Source organism: Actinospineispora eucalypti (genome assembly GCF_039543365.1).
Classification (GTDB): domain Bacteria; phylum Actinomycetota; class Actinomycetes; order Mycobacteriales; family Pseudonocardiaceae; genus Pseudonocardia; species Pseudonocardia eucalypti.
In genome coordinates, this window is the sequence record NZ_BAABJP010000015.1 from 211,976 (window position 1) to 226,279 (window position 14,304).

The window sequence follows — 14,304 nt, forward strand, 5'->3', positions numbered from 1 at the left end:
TCCCCTTGAAATACCGGTGCAGTTCGTATGGCCGTGCACCGGTCCGCGGGGTATCGCGCTGTAACGGTGCCCGACAGGCCCCTCGAACCGGCCGCGGGATCGCGCGGCGGCCGAACGGGCTCGGTGTCAGGTAGATGAACAGTGTGACATCTCCGACGCCGCCGTGTCTGCCCCGGTGCGCCAGAATCACACTCCGTGCGGAGCAAAGCCTTGTCCATCCCCGGTGCGTGGATCTTCGAGCCGACCCGGTTCGACGACGACCGGGGCCATTTCGCGGCGCCCTACCAGGAGGCGGTGTTCACCGAGGCGGTCGGCGAGCCGCTGCGGGTGGCCCAGGCGAACCACAGCGTGTCCCGGCGCGGGGTGATCCGGGGTGTCCACTTCGCCGACGTGCCACCCGGGCAGGCGAAGTACGTGTACTGCCCGCGCGGGGCGCTGCTGGACGTGGTGGTGGACATCCGGGTCGGCTCGCCGACGTTCGGCCGCCACGAGGCGGTCCGGCTGGACTCGTCCGGGTACCGCGCGATCTACCTGGCCGAGGGCCTCGGCCACGCCTTCTGCGCGCTGGAGGACGACACGGTCGCCGGCTACCTGTGCTCCACCCCGTACGCCCCGGCCATCGAGCGCACCGTTTCCGCGCTGGACCCCGCGCTCGGCCTGCCCTGGCCGGCCGACCTCACCCCGGTGCTCTCCGACCGGGACGCCGCCGCGCCGACCCTGGCCGAGGCCGAGGCCGCCGGCCTGCTCCCCCGCTGGACCGGCTGAGCTCAAACCGAGCCGATGGCCTCCTTGACCAACGTGGAAAGCATCTCCTGGGTGATCTTCGGGGAACCGGTGAAGATCATCGCAACGGTCTTGCCCTGCGCCGGCTTCGCGGCGGCCAGCATGGCCACCCGCTTGGCCTGGTCCACGCTGTAGATCGCGGCGTCACCGACCCCCGGGACCGGCTGCGCGGCCGGCAGCTTCTGCCAGGCCTTCGCCACCTGCGCCGGGCTGACCGTGGAGTCGGTCACCGTGACCAGCAGCGTGCCCAGCGGACCGTTCTGCGCGCGGTACTCGCAGACGTAGTTGGCCCGGCCGTTCGGGGTGTTGACCGGTGGCTTCTCCGCGCTGGCGATCTTCTTGATCGAGAACACCTTGCTCACCGTGTCGTTGCTCAGCAGCGTGCACGGCTTGGTCAGTTCCGGGGCGGCCCGGGGCGCGGCCGGAGCCTCCGTCGAAGCCGAGCCCCCGCCACCACACCCGGCCAACAACGCACTGGCGGCCAGCACCGTGACGACGCTCCAGATCTTCACCATGCCCAGGATGCTATTGCGCGGGCGCGAAGCCCCGGCACTCGCCCGCTACCGGAACCGCCGGGGCGACGGCCAGAGGCGGGCGCGGACGACGCCGAGCACCTCGGCCGGGCCCAGCTCGCGGGAGTCGGTGCTGCCGTAGGGGTTGTCGCTGTGGACCGCCCAGGCGCCGTTCTTCTCGCCGACGGCGCGCTTCACCGAGAGCTGGCCCGGGCGCGCGGGCCAGCGGACGAGCACCAGGTCACCCGGACGGGCTACCGCGCCGAACGTGACCAGCACCACGTCCCCGTCCCGCAGGGTCGGCGACATGGAAGGTCCGCGCACCAGAACGCGCCTCCACCGCACGCCACGACCGTGCCACACACCGTGCGGGAGCCAGCCACCCGGAGGGGCGCGGAGTAGGGTCGTTTCTGTCGGAACGATCACCATAGTCGGATCGAGGGAGTAAGCATGGGACTGCTGTCTCGCGTTCTCCGTCCGCGGCTGGAGGCCACCGCGCACTGCGACCTCCCCTGCGGCGTGTACGACCCAGCACAAGCCCGGATCGAGGCAGAGTCGGTCAAGGCGATCCAGGAGAAGTACCAGTCCAACGAGGACGCGGCCTTCCGGGCGCGCGCCATCGAGATCAAGGAGCAGCGCTCCGATCTGGTCAAGCACCACCTGTGGGTGCTGTGGACCGACTACTTCAAGCCGCCGCACTTCGAGAAGTACCCGGAGCTGCACGAGCTGTTCAACAAGGCCACCAAGGCCGCCGGGGCGTCCGGCACCAAGGGCTCGAACGACCCGTCCACCGGCCAGGAGCTGCTGGACTACATCGCCCAGATCGACAAGATCTTCTGGGAAACCAAGCAAGCCGCCTGAGCCTCGCCCCAGCGTTCGGCGCCGACCAGCGATCTCGACAGCTCGCCGGTCGGCGCCGTTCTCGTCTCCAGGGACGCTAGGCCCGCGACGGCACCGCCGACCCGGCGCGCAGGTCGGCGCGGAAGCGGCGCAGGAGAAGCGCCGCGGTGGCGCCGAAACCGACGCACAGGCCGAGCCAGACCCCCGGTCCGTGCCAGCCGGCCACGTAGCCGAACAACCACATCGCCGGGGTGCCCACCGCCCAGTAGCCGACCAGCGTGGCGCGGAACCCGCCCTTGGTGTTGCCCAGCCCGCGCAGCAGCCCGACCGCGATGTTCTGCGTGCCCTTCAGGAACTGGTGTGCGATCCCGAACAGCAGCAGCGTGCCGGCCAGCGCCAACACCCCCGGTTCGGCAGCGCCATCGGGGGCGTCCAGGAACAGCCGCAGCACCGGTCCGGGCAGCACCAGGTAGATCACCCCGAACACCGCCATCGCGGCCGCGCCCAGGCCCAGTGCGGTGCGCGCGATCCGGCCGGCCTCGGCCCGCCTCCCCTGCCCGACCGCCCGGCTGACCAGGATCGACGAACCCTGGGAGAGGCCGATGTTGAGCTGGTAGACGATGTAGGCGAGCTGGTTCACCACGTTGTGCGCGGCCAGCGCGGCCGGGCCGAAGCCGCCCATCATCAGCGTGGCCACCGAGGTGATCCCGGCCTCCGAGCCGTAGGTCAGGCTGATCGGCACCCCCAGCCGGACGACCTCCCGGACCGTCGCCGCGTCGGCCCGCCACCCCCGCACCGAGAGCAGCGGCGCCAACTGCTCGTCCCGGCGCAGGATCGCCCAGAACGCCAGGCAGTTGACCAGCTGCACCAGCGTGGTGGCCAGCCCGATCCCGGTCAGCCCGAGCACCGGGAAACCGAACCAGCCGTAGGCGAACCCGCCGTCCAGCGCGGCGTTCAACCCGATGGACCCGATGGTGACCCCGAGCAGCGAGCCGGGCCGGCGCAGGCCCACCGCGAACTGGCGCAGCACGTTCAGCCAGAGCATCGGCAACAGGCCGGGGGCCAGCGCCAGCATCATCGGCCGGGCCAACGCGAGCACCTCGGCGTCCTGGCCGAACCAGGCCAGCGCGTAACCCAGCCCGACCAGCACCAACCCGCCGAGCAGCCCGACCAGCGTGGCCACCGCGAACGCCGCCCGGCCGACCTGGCGCACCTCCTCGACGGCCCGCCGGTCCAGCTGGACCCCGCCGGAGCGGGCCTCGCCCCGGCCGGCCGCACCGGCGACCAGGTTGGAGACGGCGGTGACCACGCCCACGCACATGGTGCGCAGCTGGTTGTACAGCGTGATCGCCAGTCCCCCGGCGGCGATCGCGCCGACGCTCAGCCAGCCCATCATCACCAGGTCGGTCGTGGTCAGCGCGACCTGGGCCAACTGGATGCCGGCGATCGGCCAGGACAGCGCGAGCAGCTGCCGCGCCCCGGGAAACCGGCTCATACCAGGAACTCCGTTCGGGAGCGCGGTTCGCGGTCCGAGCGCGGGACGCCCCGGTAGCGGTCGAGCAGCGCGACCACCGCCGCCTCGGCCGCCGGGTCGAGCAGGCCCTTCTCCCGCAGCCAGTCGTCGTTGAACACGGTGTCCAGGTACTTCTCGCCGGCGTCGCAGACCAGGGTGACCACCGTGCTGCCGGCCGGCAGCGACGCCAGCCGGTGCAGCGCGACGTGCACCGCGGCCCCGGTGGAGCCGCCGATCAGCAACCCGGTGCGCCGGGTGACCGCCCGGGCGGCGGCGAACGCGGCGGCGTCCCCCACCCGCACTCCCTCGTCGATCACCGACCGGTCCACGTTGCTGCCCACGGGGAACCCCTCCGGGCTGCCACTGCCGGTCTGCAGGTACGCGCCGCCCGGCCCACCGAAGATGACCGACCCGTCCGGCTCCACCCCGATCGCCCGCACCGACGAACCCAGCCGGCGCAGTTCCCGGGCGGTGCCGCACAGCGAGCCGCCGGTGCCCACCGGCGAGACCAGGTAGTCCACGTCGCCGAAGATGTCGCCGAGCAGCTCGTGCGCCAGTTGGCGGTAGCTGTCCCGGTTGCCCGGGTTGTTGTGCTGGTCGGGCCAGAACGCGCCCTCCCGCCGGGCGATCTCGCCGGCCACCCGGCGCCGCTCCATGGTGCGCGGGATGCCGGCGGCGTCACCGCCCACGTAGAGCAGCTCGGCGCCGAGCGCGGTCATCGCGCGCAGCTTGTCCACGCTGGCGTGGTGATCCACCACCGCCGTGAACCGGTAGCCCCGCTCGATGGCCACCAGGGCCAGCCCGAGCCCGGTGTTCCCGGAGGTGGGTTCCACGATGTGCCCGCCGGGCCGCAGCTGGCCGCCCAGCTCGGCGTTGGTGATCATCCGCTCGGCCATCCGGACCTTGGCCGAGCCGGTCGGGTTGAACTGCTCCAGCTTGAGCAACAACCGGCTGCCGGTCTCGGTCGTGCACAGCTCGAACAGCGGCGTGTGGCCGATCAGGTCGGTCGCCCGGGTGACGATGTTCTCCGGCCGGTGGGTACGCCTCATGACCCGTACCGCCAGCGAAACCCGTTCCCGGACTCCGTGAGCTCCACCCGCGCCGGCAGCGGGAGCTGGTGGAACCGGGTCTCGTTCTTGTCCATCTGGTATCCGGCGGTATTCGGATATACCAGCAGGTCACCGTGTTTCGGCGGGCGCGGGAAGGGTATTTTCCGCCAGCTGAGCATGTCGTATTCCAGGCAACTGGAACCGCCGACGCAGGCAATGACCGGATCGCCGTTTCCCGCCGGCCACAACACGGGCTCGGGCAGGAACTCACTGCCCTTCCACTGCTCGGAGACACTCGCGCTCAGTCCGGCCACCGTGACGATTCCGTACCCGTTGCGTGCTTTGTAGCCCTGCACCGGAAACACCGTGAACCCGGCGCCGTCCAGCAACGCGCGGCCCGGTTCCAACAGCATCCGGGTTCCGGTGCGCACAAATGCCGGGCCGACCTCGGCGAGAATTTCCGAAAGCATGTCCGCGCCGGTCGGCGACTGGTGATAAGGATAGAAACCGGTGAACCGCTTCCCGGCGTGGAACCAGTCGTCCCGGTAGTCCCGCTGGAACCGCGCCCAGTCCGAGGCGTCCACGTAGCTGACCGCGAAGCCGCCACCGATCGAGATCGAGGTCGCGGCCATGCCCCGCGCCCGGGCAGCCACGCACCGGTCCACCAGGCGTGCGGCCAGCGCCGCCCTCGGCGCCACCCGGTACCCGCCGAGGTGGAACGAGAACCCCTCCATCCGTATCCCGGGCGCCGCCGCGCAGCGCTCCAGCGCCCGGTCCAGTTCGTCCTCGCTCAGCCCGAACCGGCTGTGCGGGTCGGTCGTCTCCGGGAGCACCCGCAGCAGCACCCGCGGCGGGCCGGCCGAGCGGGCCAGCGCGACGATCCGCTCCAGCTCGTCCAGCGCGTCCACCGCGACCAGGGCGCCGTGCCGGGCGGCCAGCCAGAGCAGCTCCGTGGCCTTGGCCGCGCCGGTGACCACCAGGTCCTCCCCGCGCACGCCGCCGGCCAGCGCATCCACCAGCTCCGGCACGCTGGCCACGTCCACCCCGGCCCCCTCGGCCACGCAGCCGGCCAGCCAACAGGCCGACCGGTTGGCCTTCTTTCCGTAGAACACCTGGCCGGTGACGCCGGCGCCGGCCAGTGCGGCGTTGAAGGCCCGCAACCGCCGCGCGAACTGTTCCGGGTGGAGCACGTGGAAGGGGCCGCCGACGGCGTGCGCGATGTCGGCGAGCAGCGCCGGGTCGGCCCTGGCCCGGCGCGCCCACGGCGGTTCGACGGCGGGCAGGGAGGGGGCGAGTGGTGCCTGGGTCAGCTCCACAGTTGCACCCGCTGCCCCCGGCCGGCCGCGATGGCCTTCGTGGCCAGCGCGTGCGCCACCGGGATGTCGGTGATCACCATGCCGCTGGAGAACACGAACACCCGGTCGTCGGCGGACCGCCGCACCGGTTTGCGGCCGATCAGCACCTCCGGGAACTCGGCGTCGATCCTCGCTGTCCCGTCCTCGGCGGCGAACCGCGAGCCGGTGACGCCGAGCTGTCCCTCGCTGGTGGCGATGGCGTAGTCGGCCTCGCGCAGCGCCGAGGAGGCCACCCCCTTGCTGGACACGGAGATCATCAGTCCGCCGGGCTTCATCCAGCTCAGCTGAACCTTCGGGTGCGCGGCGCGGCCGGAGGCGACGACCGCCACGTCCGCGTCGGCCACCGCCGCCGGCACATCCTCGACCAGCTCCAGCTCGCGGTCGGGGAAGTGCTCGCGGAAGGTGTCCCGGCAGTTCCGGATGCCCACCGGGTGGGTGCCGAACAGCATCAGCCGCTCCAGCCCCGGCAGCACGGTGAGCAGGTACGGCAACGTGTTGTGGGCCTGCGCGCCGGTGCCGATGAGCAGCGCCGAACGGGCGTCGGGCGCGGCGCAGGCCTGGGCGATGAGCGCGGTGGTGGCCGGGGTGCGGGAGGCGCCGACCCGGTGGCAGTCCATCAGCGCGAACGGCAGCCCGGTGGTGTCGTCGTAGAGGCTGATCGCGGTGTAGTACTTCTCCGGGTTGTCGGTGCCCTGGCGGTAGGAGGTCTTGAACCCCACGTGCTCACAACCCGCGTCGTAGCCGAGCATCGAGTAGGAAACCGCGTCCCGCTCGGTCTTCGGCAACGGCATCATCAGTTTCGTCGGGCAACGGGACTCGCCGCGCGCCAATGCCAGATAGCCGTCGCGCACCGCCGAGATCACCTCGGCCGGACTGATCCGCAAATCCGCCAGATCACCGCGCGTGAAGACATATAGCTCGGGCTGAATCATTCTGCTGACCTACCTCACATTGTTCATTGCCCGGGAACTCAACCACCGGTTTTTACGACAGGCCGTCGTTAATTGCATCGTGATGTGCGCATACGACCCCCATCAGACGACGTCAAAACCGCGCAGGATTCCCTCGACTGTTACTAACTACCTGGTGAGCGGGCGCGTCATCGCGCCCAAGACACGCACATATACAGCGCGCGGCTCTCACCCTAGATGCACTTTTGTGATTTGACCAGACCTCTTAGCAGTCAATCTTGGCCGCACATATGCGAATATTTGAATCTGATCGAAGTCCCCTGTACGGGTCTATCCCGGCCCCAACGGGATACGTAGCGTGTTGAGTTCGGAGTTTTACTCACTCTCGGGGAGGATCACGGTGTCACTCAAGGTTCCAGCCGACCTGCTCGCCCGCGCTCAGGAAGGGCCGATCTCGGACAGCGACTTCATCGAGTGCATCCAGAACTCACTGCCCTACGCCTGGTCGGTGGTCAGCGGCCTCGGCGCCGAGATCGGCCAACCCGGCGCGCGGGTCGCGCTCAACGACAGTGAGCCTCCGGACGAGGCCAGCTGGGGCCAGCTGTTCCGCCTGGTGGGCAGCGACGCGATGCGCGGCGCGGTGGAGCGCCACTTCGGCGTGCGGATGGCCTTCCAGAACTGCTGCAAGGTGGGCTTCTTCGCACTGGACGCCGGTGAGGAGTACGCCGACTTCATCACCCCCCGCGCCCAGGTCCTGAACCAGAAGCCCGAACTCATCAACTGCTAGCGCGGAACTCGACGCACGCGCCCCCGGCCGCCACAGCGCGCCGGGGGCGCGCTGCTTTCTAGCGGCCCACGGGCCTCTTCGCCCACTGATCGCGTGGCTGGTCCGGTGAACCGCGAAGCGCGACGAGGTCGGCCTGGTGGGACGGTGGCCCGGCTAATCCAGGTTCGCCGGCCGAGTCCACGCCGAGTTCATCGCCAGAGACCTTTTTCCAAGATCGAACGTCTCTCAGGGTGAACTCGGCGCGGTCTTCGTTCCCGGCGCAAACCACGGAACGCCCCCGACGTCTCGACAGACTTGGCGCACATCCCATTCGTCACTTTCATCCCAACTGTCACAACAAGTGATTTCCGATTAGCCGCCGTTGCGTATGTCCACGCAGAGCTAGAGGCCTGCCGGGGCGTCAAGGCGCCCGTGGCGGAGGTGATCGTTGTTCGCGGCGATCTCGACGTGGCCGCGCGGTGCATTGTCGTAGAGAATCTTGACGTGGCACGCCATGACGATCGCCTTCCAGACAGTCAGTTGCCTCCGATCAGCCAGCCCGTGCTGATGGACACGCCGAGGTATCACGAGTTGCCGGAGGTTGACGGGGGCGCGCGGTCGGCCTGGGGGGTGTTCGGCGCCGGGGACTGCCTGGGCACGGTCAACCGGCAGACGCCGGAGCGGATAGCGGCGGCGGCCGGGCTGGTCCGGCGCGGGGCGCTGTTCTCGCTGAACGCGCCGCTGGACCTGATCACGCCGGCCATGTTCAACCGGGGTGCCGACCGGCGCACCACCCTGGAGACCACGCCCGGCCGGACCATGGACGACGTGCACGACAACTTCTACCCGCAGGCCACCAGCCAGTGGGACTCGCTCGGGCACGTGGCCTTCCGCCCCGGCGAGTTCTACAACGGCGCGACCACCGAAGAGATCAAGACCGGCCGGCGCAACACGATCGAGCACTGGGGCGCGCGGGGCATCGCCGGCCGGGGCGTGCTGCTGGACATCGCGGCGACCGCGCCCAGCGGCTACCACCCGGGCACCAGCACCGCGCTCACCGTGGCCGACCTGGAACGGGCCCGCGAGGCCGCCGGGATCACCTACCGGCCCGGGGACATCCTGCTGCTGCACACCGGGTTCCTGACCTGGTACGCCGAGCAGGACCGGGCCACCCGGCGGCGCATGGCCAACCGGGAGACGCTCACCGCGGTGGGCGTCGAGCACACCCCGGAGATCGCCGCCTACCTGTGGGACAGCCAGCTGAGCGCGGTCGCCGGGGACAACCCGGCTCTGGAGGTGTGGCCGCCGGAGGACACCGCCGAGGCGTGGCCGTTCGGCTTCCTGCACCACGTGCTGATCGGCCAGCTCGGCCTGGCCATCGGCGAGCTGTGGTGGCTGGCCGGCCTGGCCGCCGACTGCGCCGAGACCGGGGTGCACGAGTGCCTGGTCACGGCGGCACCGCTGAATGCGCCCGGCGGCATCGGCTCGCCGGCGAACGCCCTGGCCCTCAAGTAGTCGTCGCCCGGCTCGTCGACTCGTCCGATGAGCCGTCGCGCATCACCCAGCCGCCCCGCCGGCGCACCCACAGCAGGTAGTACGCGGCCGCCACCACCAGCACCACCGCCGTGACGATCAGGCTGGGCCGGCCGATCTCCGGGTCGGTGGCACTCACGTAGCCGACGTAGGCCAGCGCGGCCATGGCCAGCAGGGGCGGCAGCGGGAACAGCGGCATCCGGTAGGACCCGTGGGCGGTGCTGCCGGTGCGCCGGCCGTTCAGCGCCGCCACGCAGAGCACGAAGTAGACCACCACCAGTGCGGTCCCGGTGAGCACCAGCAGCAGCTTCTCGTCCAGGAAGCAGACGGCGGCGGCGATCGCCCCGGCGACCAGGGTGGCCACCCACGGGGTGCCGAACCGGGGGTGCAGCGCGCGCAGCCCGGCGCTCATCGGCGCCGGCCAGGCCTGGTCGCGGCCGGAGCTGAACAGCATCCGGGCCACCATCAGCAGGATGGCCAGCACCGCGTTGACGATGGCCACCGCGATGCCCAGGCTGACCAGCGTGCTCAGCGTCGGCCCGCCCACCGAGTCCAGGAAGTGCGCCATCATGTTGGGCGCGCCGAACAGCTCGCCCAGGTCCGGCGCGCCGACCAGCACCGCAGTCACCGGGATCAGCTCCACCGCCACGGTGATGCCCAGCGCCCACAGGATGGCCCGGGCGATGTTGCGGCTGGCGTTCTCGGTCTCCTCGCCGAAGTACACCGCGCCGCCGTAGCCGTTGTAGGCGAAGATCGCGACGGCCGTGGCGGTGACGATCACGCCCAGGCTGGCGGGGCTCAGGCCGCCGCCGGTGCCCGCCACCACCGGCGCGGTGAGCAGCTCGCCGACCGACCGGTGCGCATTCCCGAACCCCAGCACGCACACGGCGGCCAGTGCCAGCATCTCGATGGCCAAAAAGATGCCGGTGAGCACGGCGTTGAACTTGATGTCCAGTACGGCGAACGCGGCGGCCAGCAGGCAGGTCACCGCCGCCACCGGTGCGGCCGGCAGCCCGGGGAAGACCACGCCCAGGTAGATGCCCACGCCCAGCGCGATCACCGCCAGGATGAGCAGGTTGGTGAAGCCGATCAGAATCATGATCATGAACCCGGGCAGCCGGCCCAGGGTGCGGCCGACGATGGCGTACTCGCCGCCGGTCAGCGGGAAGGCCGAGGAGAGCTCGGCATAGACGAACGCCATGAAGATCCCCACCACCCCGGCGGCCAGGAAGCTGGCCACCGCGCCGGTGCCGGCGGTGGCCATCACCCCCGGGGCGATGATGAAGACCGACGAAGCCGGCGTGATCGCCGACAAAGTGATCAACAGCGTGCCCAGCACCAGCAGGCCCCGGTGCAGCCGGCGGGGCGAACCGCTCTCCTCAGCAACCACGTCGTCGCCTCCCTCCGAAGGGGATTCTTCGAAAGAAGATTGAAGAACTCGAAGCCGATTTAGTCAAGGTTCGTTGCAAACTCCAAATGGCCTTCGAGATACTCGAGTGCGTGGCGCGACCGAAGAGACAAGAGCGGCGCCGGGCTCAGCTGGTCGAGGTGGCCCGGCGGATCGTGGTGGAGCAGGGCGTGCTCGGCCTGCGGCTGACCGACGTGGCGCGCCGGGCCGAGTTGGCCCCGGCGTCGGTGCTCTACTACTTCGCCGAGCTGACCGAGCTGCTCCGCGAGGTGCAGGACCAGGCGGTGGAGCGGTTCTGCGCGGCCCGCGCCGAGGTGACCGCCGGCCCGGCCGACCCGCGCACCAGGCTGCTCGCAATGATCAACTCCGGCCTGCCCACCGGCGAGGACGACGAGCTGTGCCGGCTGCTCTACGAGCTGGGCACGGTGGCCCGGCGGGACCCGGCGTACGCGGCCCGGCACATCGACCTGTTCCAGCGGCAGGTGACGCTGTACGTGGGCATCCTGGAGGCCGGCGCCGCGCTCGGAGTGTTCACGCTGGCCGACGACCCGACCACGGTGGCCCGCAACCTGGTGCTGCTGGAGGACGGCGCCGGCCTGCACCTGATGCAGGCGGTCACCCCGTTCGACGCGGCCACCGCCACCCGCATGCTGATCAGCTACGCGTCCGCCGCGACCGGCGCCGACCTGCACCAGGAGGCCAAGAGATGAAACCCAGGGCGCGCGAGCTGGGCATCCGCTTCGACGGCGAACCCGGCCGGCACAACGCGCTGACCGACGTGCCCGGCGTCCGCATCGGCTACACCACGCTCTCCGACGGCGAGGTGCGCACCGGCGTGACCGCGATCCTGCCCCGGGGCCGCGAGGACATCGAGCAGCCCTGTGCCGCCGGCTGGTTCTCACTGAACGGCAACGGCGAGATGACCGGCACCGCCTGGGTGGAGGAGACCGGCGCGCTCACGCTGCCGGTGCTCATCACCAACACGCACGCCGTGGGCACCTGCCACCGGGCGGTGGTCGACTGGGTGGCCGCGCACCGGCCGGAGCTGGCCCGGCGGTGGCTGCTTCCCGTGGTCGCGGAGACCTTCGACGGCTACCTCAACGACATCAACTCAGCCGCCGTGCGCGCCGAACACGCGCACCACGCGATCGACACCGCCGCCGGCGGCCCGGTCGCCGAGGGCTCGGTCGGCGGCGGCACCGGGATGACCTGCTACGCGTTCAAGGGCGGCAGCGGCACCGCCTCCCGGCGGGTGCGCTACGGGGACGACACGTTCACCGTCGGCGCGTTCGTACAGGCCAATTTCGGGTCCCGGCGCGAGCTGAGCATCGCCGGCGTGCCACTGGGCCGGCACCTGGCGGACGACAACCCGCAGGAAGCCGGCCACATGCCGCCGGGCGCCGGCTCGGTGATCGCGGTGGTCGGCACCGACGCCCCGCTGCTGCCCGGGCAGTGCAAGGCGCTGGCCCGGCGGGTGCCGTTCGGCCTGGCCCGCACCGGCACCACCGGCTCGCACTTCTCCGGCGACCTGTTCCTGGCCTTCTCCACCGCCAACCCGGGCGCACTCACCAGCGCCTGGCCCAGCGAGTCGGCCCGCACCCAGGCCTACGAGAGCCTGCGGTTCGTGCCCTGGCCCAACCTGGACCCGTTCCACGCCGCCGTGGCGGAAGCGGTGGAGGAGGCCGTGGTGAACGTGCTGGTGGCCGGCGAGACCATGGTCGGCCGGGCCGGCCACCGCTCCCCCGCGATGCCGGTGGACCGGGTGTTGGCGCTGCTCAGAGACCCTGCTCCAGCCGCGATGTGACCAGCTTGACGAACCGCGCCGGGTCGGCCAGCTCGCCGCCCTCGGCCAGCAGCGCCAGCGAGTAGAGCAGCTCGGCCGCCTCCGCGTCGCCCCGGCCCTCGGCCTGCGCGGTGCGCAGCCCGGCGACCAGTGGATGGCCGGGGTTCAGCTCCAGGATGCGCTTGATCGGCGGCAGGTCCTGGCCGGACGCGCGGTAGATCTTCTCCAGGGTGGGCGTGAGATCGTGGCTGTCGCTCACGATGCAGGCCGCCGAGGTGGTCAGCCGGGACGACAGCCGCACCTGCTTCACCTGCTCGCCCAGGGTCTCGGTGAGCCAGGCCAGCAACCCGGCGAACTCCTCCTCGCGCCCCTGGGCCGCCCGCTTCTCCTCCTCGGAGTCCAGGTCCACCTGGCCCTTGGCGATGGACTGGAACGGCTTGCCCCCGAACTCGGGGACCGCCTCCACCCACATGCCGTCGATCGGGTCGTCCAGCAGCAGCACCTCGAACCCCTTGGCCCGGAACGCCTCCATGTGCGGGGAGTTCTCCATGGCCGCCCGGGTCTCGCCGGTGAGGTAGTAGATGTGCTCCTGGCCGTCCTTCATCCGGCTCGCGTAGTCGGCCAGCGTGGTCGGCCGCTCGGCGTCGTGGGTGCTGGCGAACGAGCAGATCTCCAGGATCTGCGCCTGGTTCTCCTGGTCGGCGAGCAGGCCCTCCTTCATCGGCCGGGCGAACTGGCCCCAGAAGGTGGCGTACTTGTCGGGTTCCTCGGCCAGCATGGTCTTCACCGTGGCGAGCACCTTCTTGACCAGCCGGCGGCGGATCAGCTGGATCTGCCGGTCCTGCTGCAGGATCTCCCGCGACACGTTCAGCGAGAGGTCCGCCGCGTCGACCACGCCCTTGACGAACCGCAGGTACTCCGGCATCAGCGCGTCGCAGTCGTCCATGATGAACACGCGCTTGACGTAGAGCTGCACGCCGGCCTTCGCATCCCGCATGAACAGGTCCAGCGGAGCCCGCGCCGGGATGAACAGCAGCGCCTGGTACTCGAACGTGCCCTCGGCCTGCAGCCGGATCGTCTCCAGCGGATCGGTCCAGTCGTGGCTGATGTGCCGGTAGAACTCGGCGTACTCCTCCTCGCCGACGTCGTCGCGGGACCGCGCCCAGAGCGCCTTGCGGGAGTTGACCGTCTCCCCGTCCAGCTGGATCGGCCAGGTGATGAAGTCGGAGTACCGCTTGACGATCTCCTTGATCTTGGCCGGCTCGCTGTAGTCGTAAAGGTGGTCCTCGGCGTCCACCGGCTTCAGGTGCAGCCGGACCTCGGTGCCGCGCGGCGCATCCGGCGCGTCCTCGATGGTGTAGGTGCCCTCACCGGCGGACTCCCAACGAACGCCGGCGTCCGCACCGGCGCGGCGGGTGGTCAGGGTGACCTTGTCCGCGACCATGAAGCTGCTGTAGAAGCCCACACCGAACTGGCCGATCAGCTCGGCGTCCTGGGTGTTCTGGGCTTCCTTGAGCTTGCGCAGGTACTCGGCGGTGCCGGACTTGGCGATGGTGCCGATCAGGCCGACCACCTCGTCGCGGGTCATCCCGATGCCGTTGTCCCGGACGGTGAGGGTCCGCGCCTGGGCGTCGGCCTCCAGCTCGATGCGCAGCCCGGCCTGGTCGACCTCGAGATCCTTGTCCCGGTAGGCCTCCAGGCGCAGCTTGTCCAGCGCGTCCGACGCGTTGGAGATCAGCTCGCGCAGGAAGATGTCCTTGTTCGAGTAGATCGAATGCACCATCAGCCGCAGCAGTTCGCGGGCCTCGGTCTGGAACTCACGGGTTTCGGTCGCCGTACTCACGGCGGAGA

Annotated in this window: 14 protein-coding genes; 6 read left to right on the forward strand and 8 right to left on the reverse strand. The window is 70.6% G+C overall.

Annotated features, from left to right (window positions below; all coding sequences use genetic code 11):
• Positions 1-195: 195 nt before the first annotated feature.
• The gene (locus ABEB12_RS17105) at positions 196-765 is read left to right on the forward strand and encodes a dTDP-4-dehydrorhamnose 3,5-epimerase family protein (protein ID WP_185059433.1); all 570 of its coding nucleotides are present in this window, start codon (positions 196-198) and stop codon (positions 763-765) included.
• Between the two features lie 2 nt (positions 766-767).
• Here ABEB12_RS17105 and ABEB12_RS17110 read toward each other — a convergent pair whose 3' ends face one another.
• Both ABEB12_RS17110 and ABEB12_RS17115 read right to left on the reverse strand, forming a co-directional pair.
• Complete coding sequence (locus ABEB12_RS17110) at positions 768-1,298, reverse strand: hypothetical protein (RefSeq protein ID WP_185059432.1); 531 nt, start codon at positions 1,296-1,298, stop codon at positions 768-770.
• 45 nt (positions 1,299-1,343) lie between these two features.
• Positions 1,344-1,658, reverse strand: coding sequence for a S24/S26 family peptidase (locus ABEB12_RS17115; protein WP_345702891.1), 315 nt, complete (start codon positions 1,656-1,658; stop codon positions 1,344-1,346).
• 87 nt (positions 1,659-1,745) lie between these two features.
• Here ABEB12_RS17115 and sodN point away from each other — a divergent pair, with 87 nt between their 5' ends.
• The gene (sodN, locus tag ABEB12_RS17120; RefSeq protein WP_185059430.1) at positions 1,746-2,156 is read left to right on the forward strand and encodes a superoxide dismutase, Ni; all 411 of its coding nucleotides are present in this window, start codon (positions 1,746-1,748) and stop codon (positions 2,154-2,156) included.
• Between the two features lie 76 nt (positions 2,157-2,232).
• Here the strand turns inward: sodN and ABEB12_RS17125 are convergent, their stop codons facing one another.
• Genes ABEB12_RS17125 through ABEB12_RS17140 form a run of 4 tightly spaced genes read right to left on the reverse strand, consistent with a single transcriptional unit; the run spans position 2,233 to position 6,936 of the window.
• Positions 2,233-3,630 (reverse strand): MATE family efflux transporter, encoded by a 1,398-nt coding sequence (locus tag ABEB12_RS17125; protein WP_185059429.1) that lies wholly within the window; start codon positions 3,628-3,630, stop codon positions 2,233-2,235.
• Entirely contained in the window at positions 3,627-4,697 is a 1,071-nt protein-coding gene (locus ABEB12_RS17130) for a pyridoxal-phosphate dependent enzyme (protein WP_185059428.1), read from the reverse strand. The genes ABEB12_RS17125 and ABEB12_RS17130 overlap by 4 nt, the downstream gene beginning before the upstream one ends.
• Positions 4,694-6,013 carry an alanine racemase gene (locus ABEB12_RS17135; RefSeq protein WP_185059427.1) on the reverse strand — a complete coding sequence of 440 codons (1,320 nt, stop codon included), beginning with the start codon at positions 6,011-6,013 and terminating at the stop codon, positions 4,694-4,696. Before ABEB12_RS17135 ends, ABEB12_RS17130 begins: the two co-directional genes overlap by 4 nt.
• Positions 6,004-6,936: an ornithine cyclodeaminase gene (locus ABEB12_RS17140; RefSeq protein WP_345702892.1), complete on the reverse strand. Its 933-nt coding sequence runs from the start codon at positions 6,934-6,936 to the stop codon at positions 6,004-6,006. Before ABEB12_RS17140 ends, ABEB12_RS17135 begins: the two co-directional genes overlap by 10 nt.
• 427 nt (positions 6,937-7,363) lie before the next feature.
• On the opposite strand from ABEB12_RS17140, the gene ABEB12_RS17145 reads away from it, so the two are divergent.
• Both ABEB12_RS17145 and ABEB12_RS17150 read left to right on the forward strand, forming a co-directional pair.
• Positions 7,364-7,750, forward strand: coding sequence for an SCO5389 family protein (locus ABEB12_RS17145; protein ID WP_185059425.1), 387 nt, complete (start codon positions 7,364-7,366; stop codon positions 7,748-7,750).
• A gap of 570 nt (positions 7,751-8,320) precedes the next feature.
• Positions 8,321-9,244, forward strand: coding sequence for a cyclase family protein (locus ABEB12_RS17150; RefSeq protein WP_185059424.1), 924 nt, complete (start codon positions 8,321-8,323; stop codon positions 9,242-9,244).
• On the opposite strand, the gene ABEB12_RS17155 is transcribed toward ABEB12_RS17150, so the two are convergent.
• A complete protein-coding gene (locus tag ABEB12_RS17155; RefSeq protein WP_185059423.1) occupies positions 9,237-10,652 on the reverse strand; it encodes an amino acid permease in 1,416 nt (471 codons plus the stop codon). The two genes, ABEB12_RS17150 and ABEB12_RS17155, sit on opposite strands and share 8 nt — an antisense overlap.
• Positions 10,653-10,762: 110 nt before the next feature.
• Between ABEB12_RS17155 and ABEB12_RS17160 the strand changes: the two genes are divergently transcribed.
• Positions 10,763-11,380 carry a TetR family transcriptional regulator C-terminal domain-containing protein gene (locus ABEB12_RS17160; RefSeq protein ID WP_185059422.1) on the forward strand — a complete coding sequence of 206 codons (618 nt, stop codon included), beginning with the start codon at positions 10,763-10,765 and terminating at the stop codon, positions 11,378-11,380.
• Positions 11,377-12,474: a P1 family peptidase gene (locus ABEB12_RS17165; protein WP_185059421.1), complete on the forward strand. Its 1,098-nt coding sequence runs from the start codon at positions 11,377-11,379 to the stop codon at positions 12,472-12,474. Before ABEB12_RS17160 ends, ABEB12_RS17165 begins: the two co-directional genes overlap by 4 nt.
• On the opposite strand, the gene htpG is transcribed toward ABEB12_RS17165, so the two are convergent.
• Positions 12,446-14,296, reverse strand: a complete 1,851-nt coding sequence (htpG, locus tag ABEB12_RS17170; protein WP_185059420.1) for a molecular chaperone HtpG — start codon at positions 14,294-14,296, stop codon at positions 12,446-12,448. The two genes, ABEB12_RS17165 and htpG, sit on opposite strands and share 29 nt — an antisense overlap.
• Positions 14,297-14,304 lie beyond the last annotated feature (8 nt).

Coding starts and splice junctions, on each gene's coding strand:
- ABEB12_RS17110 (WP_185059432.1), bottom strand. CDS start 1,298: ATGGTGAAGATCTGGAGCGTCGTCACGGTGCTGGCCGCCAGTGCGTTG.
- sodN (WP_185059430.1), top strand. CDS start 1,746: ATGGGACTGCTGTCTCGCGTTCTCCGTCCGCGGCTGGAGGCCACCGCG.
- ABEB12_RS17125 (WP_185059429.1), bottom strand. CDS start 3,630: ATGAGCCGGTTTCCCGGGGCGCGGCAGCTGCTCGCGCTGTCCTGGCCG.
- ABEB12_RS17130 (WP_185059428.1), bottom strand. CDS start 4,697: ATGAGGCGTACCCACCGGCCGGAGAACATCGTCACCCGGGCGACCGAC.
- ABEB12_RS17165 (WP_185059421.1), top strand. CDS start 11,377: ATGAAACCCAGGGCGCGCGAGCTGGGCATCCGCTTCGACGGCGAACCC.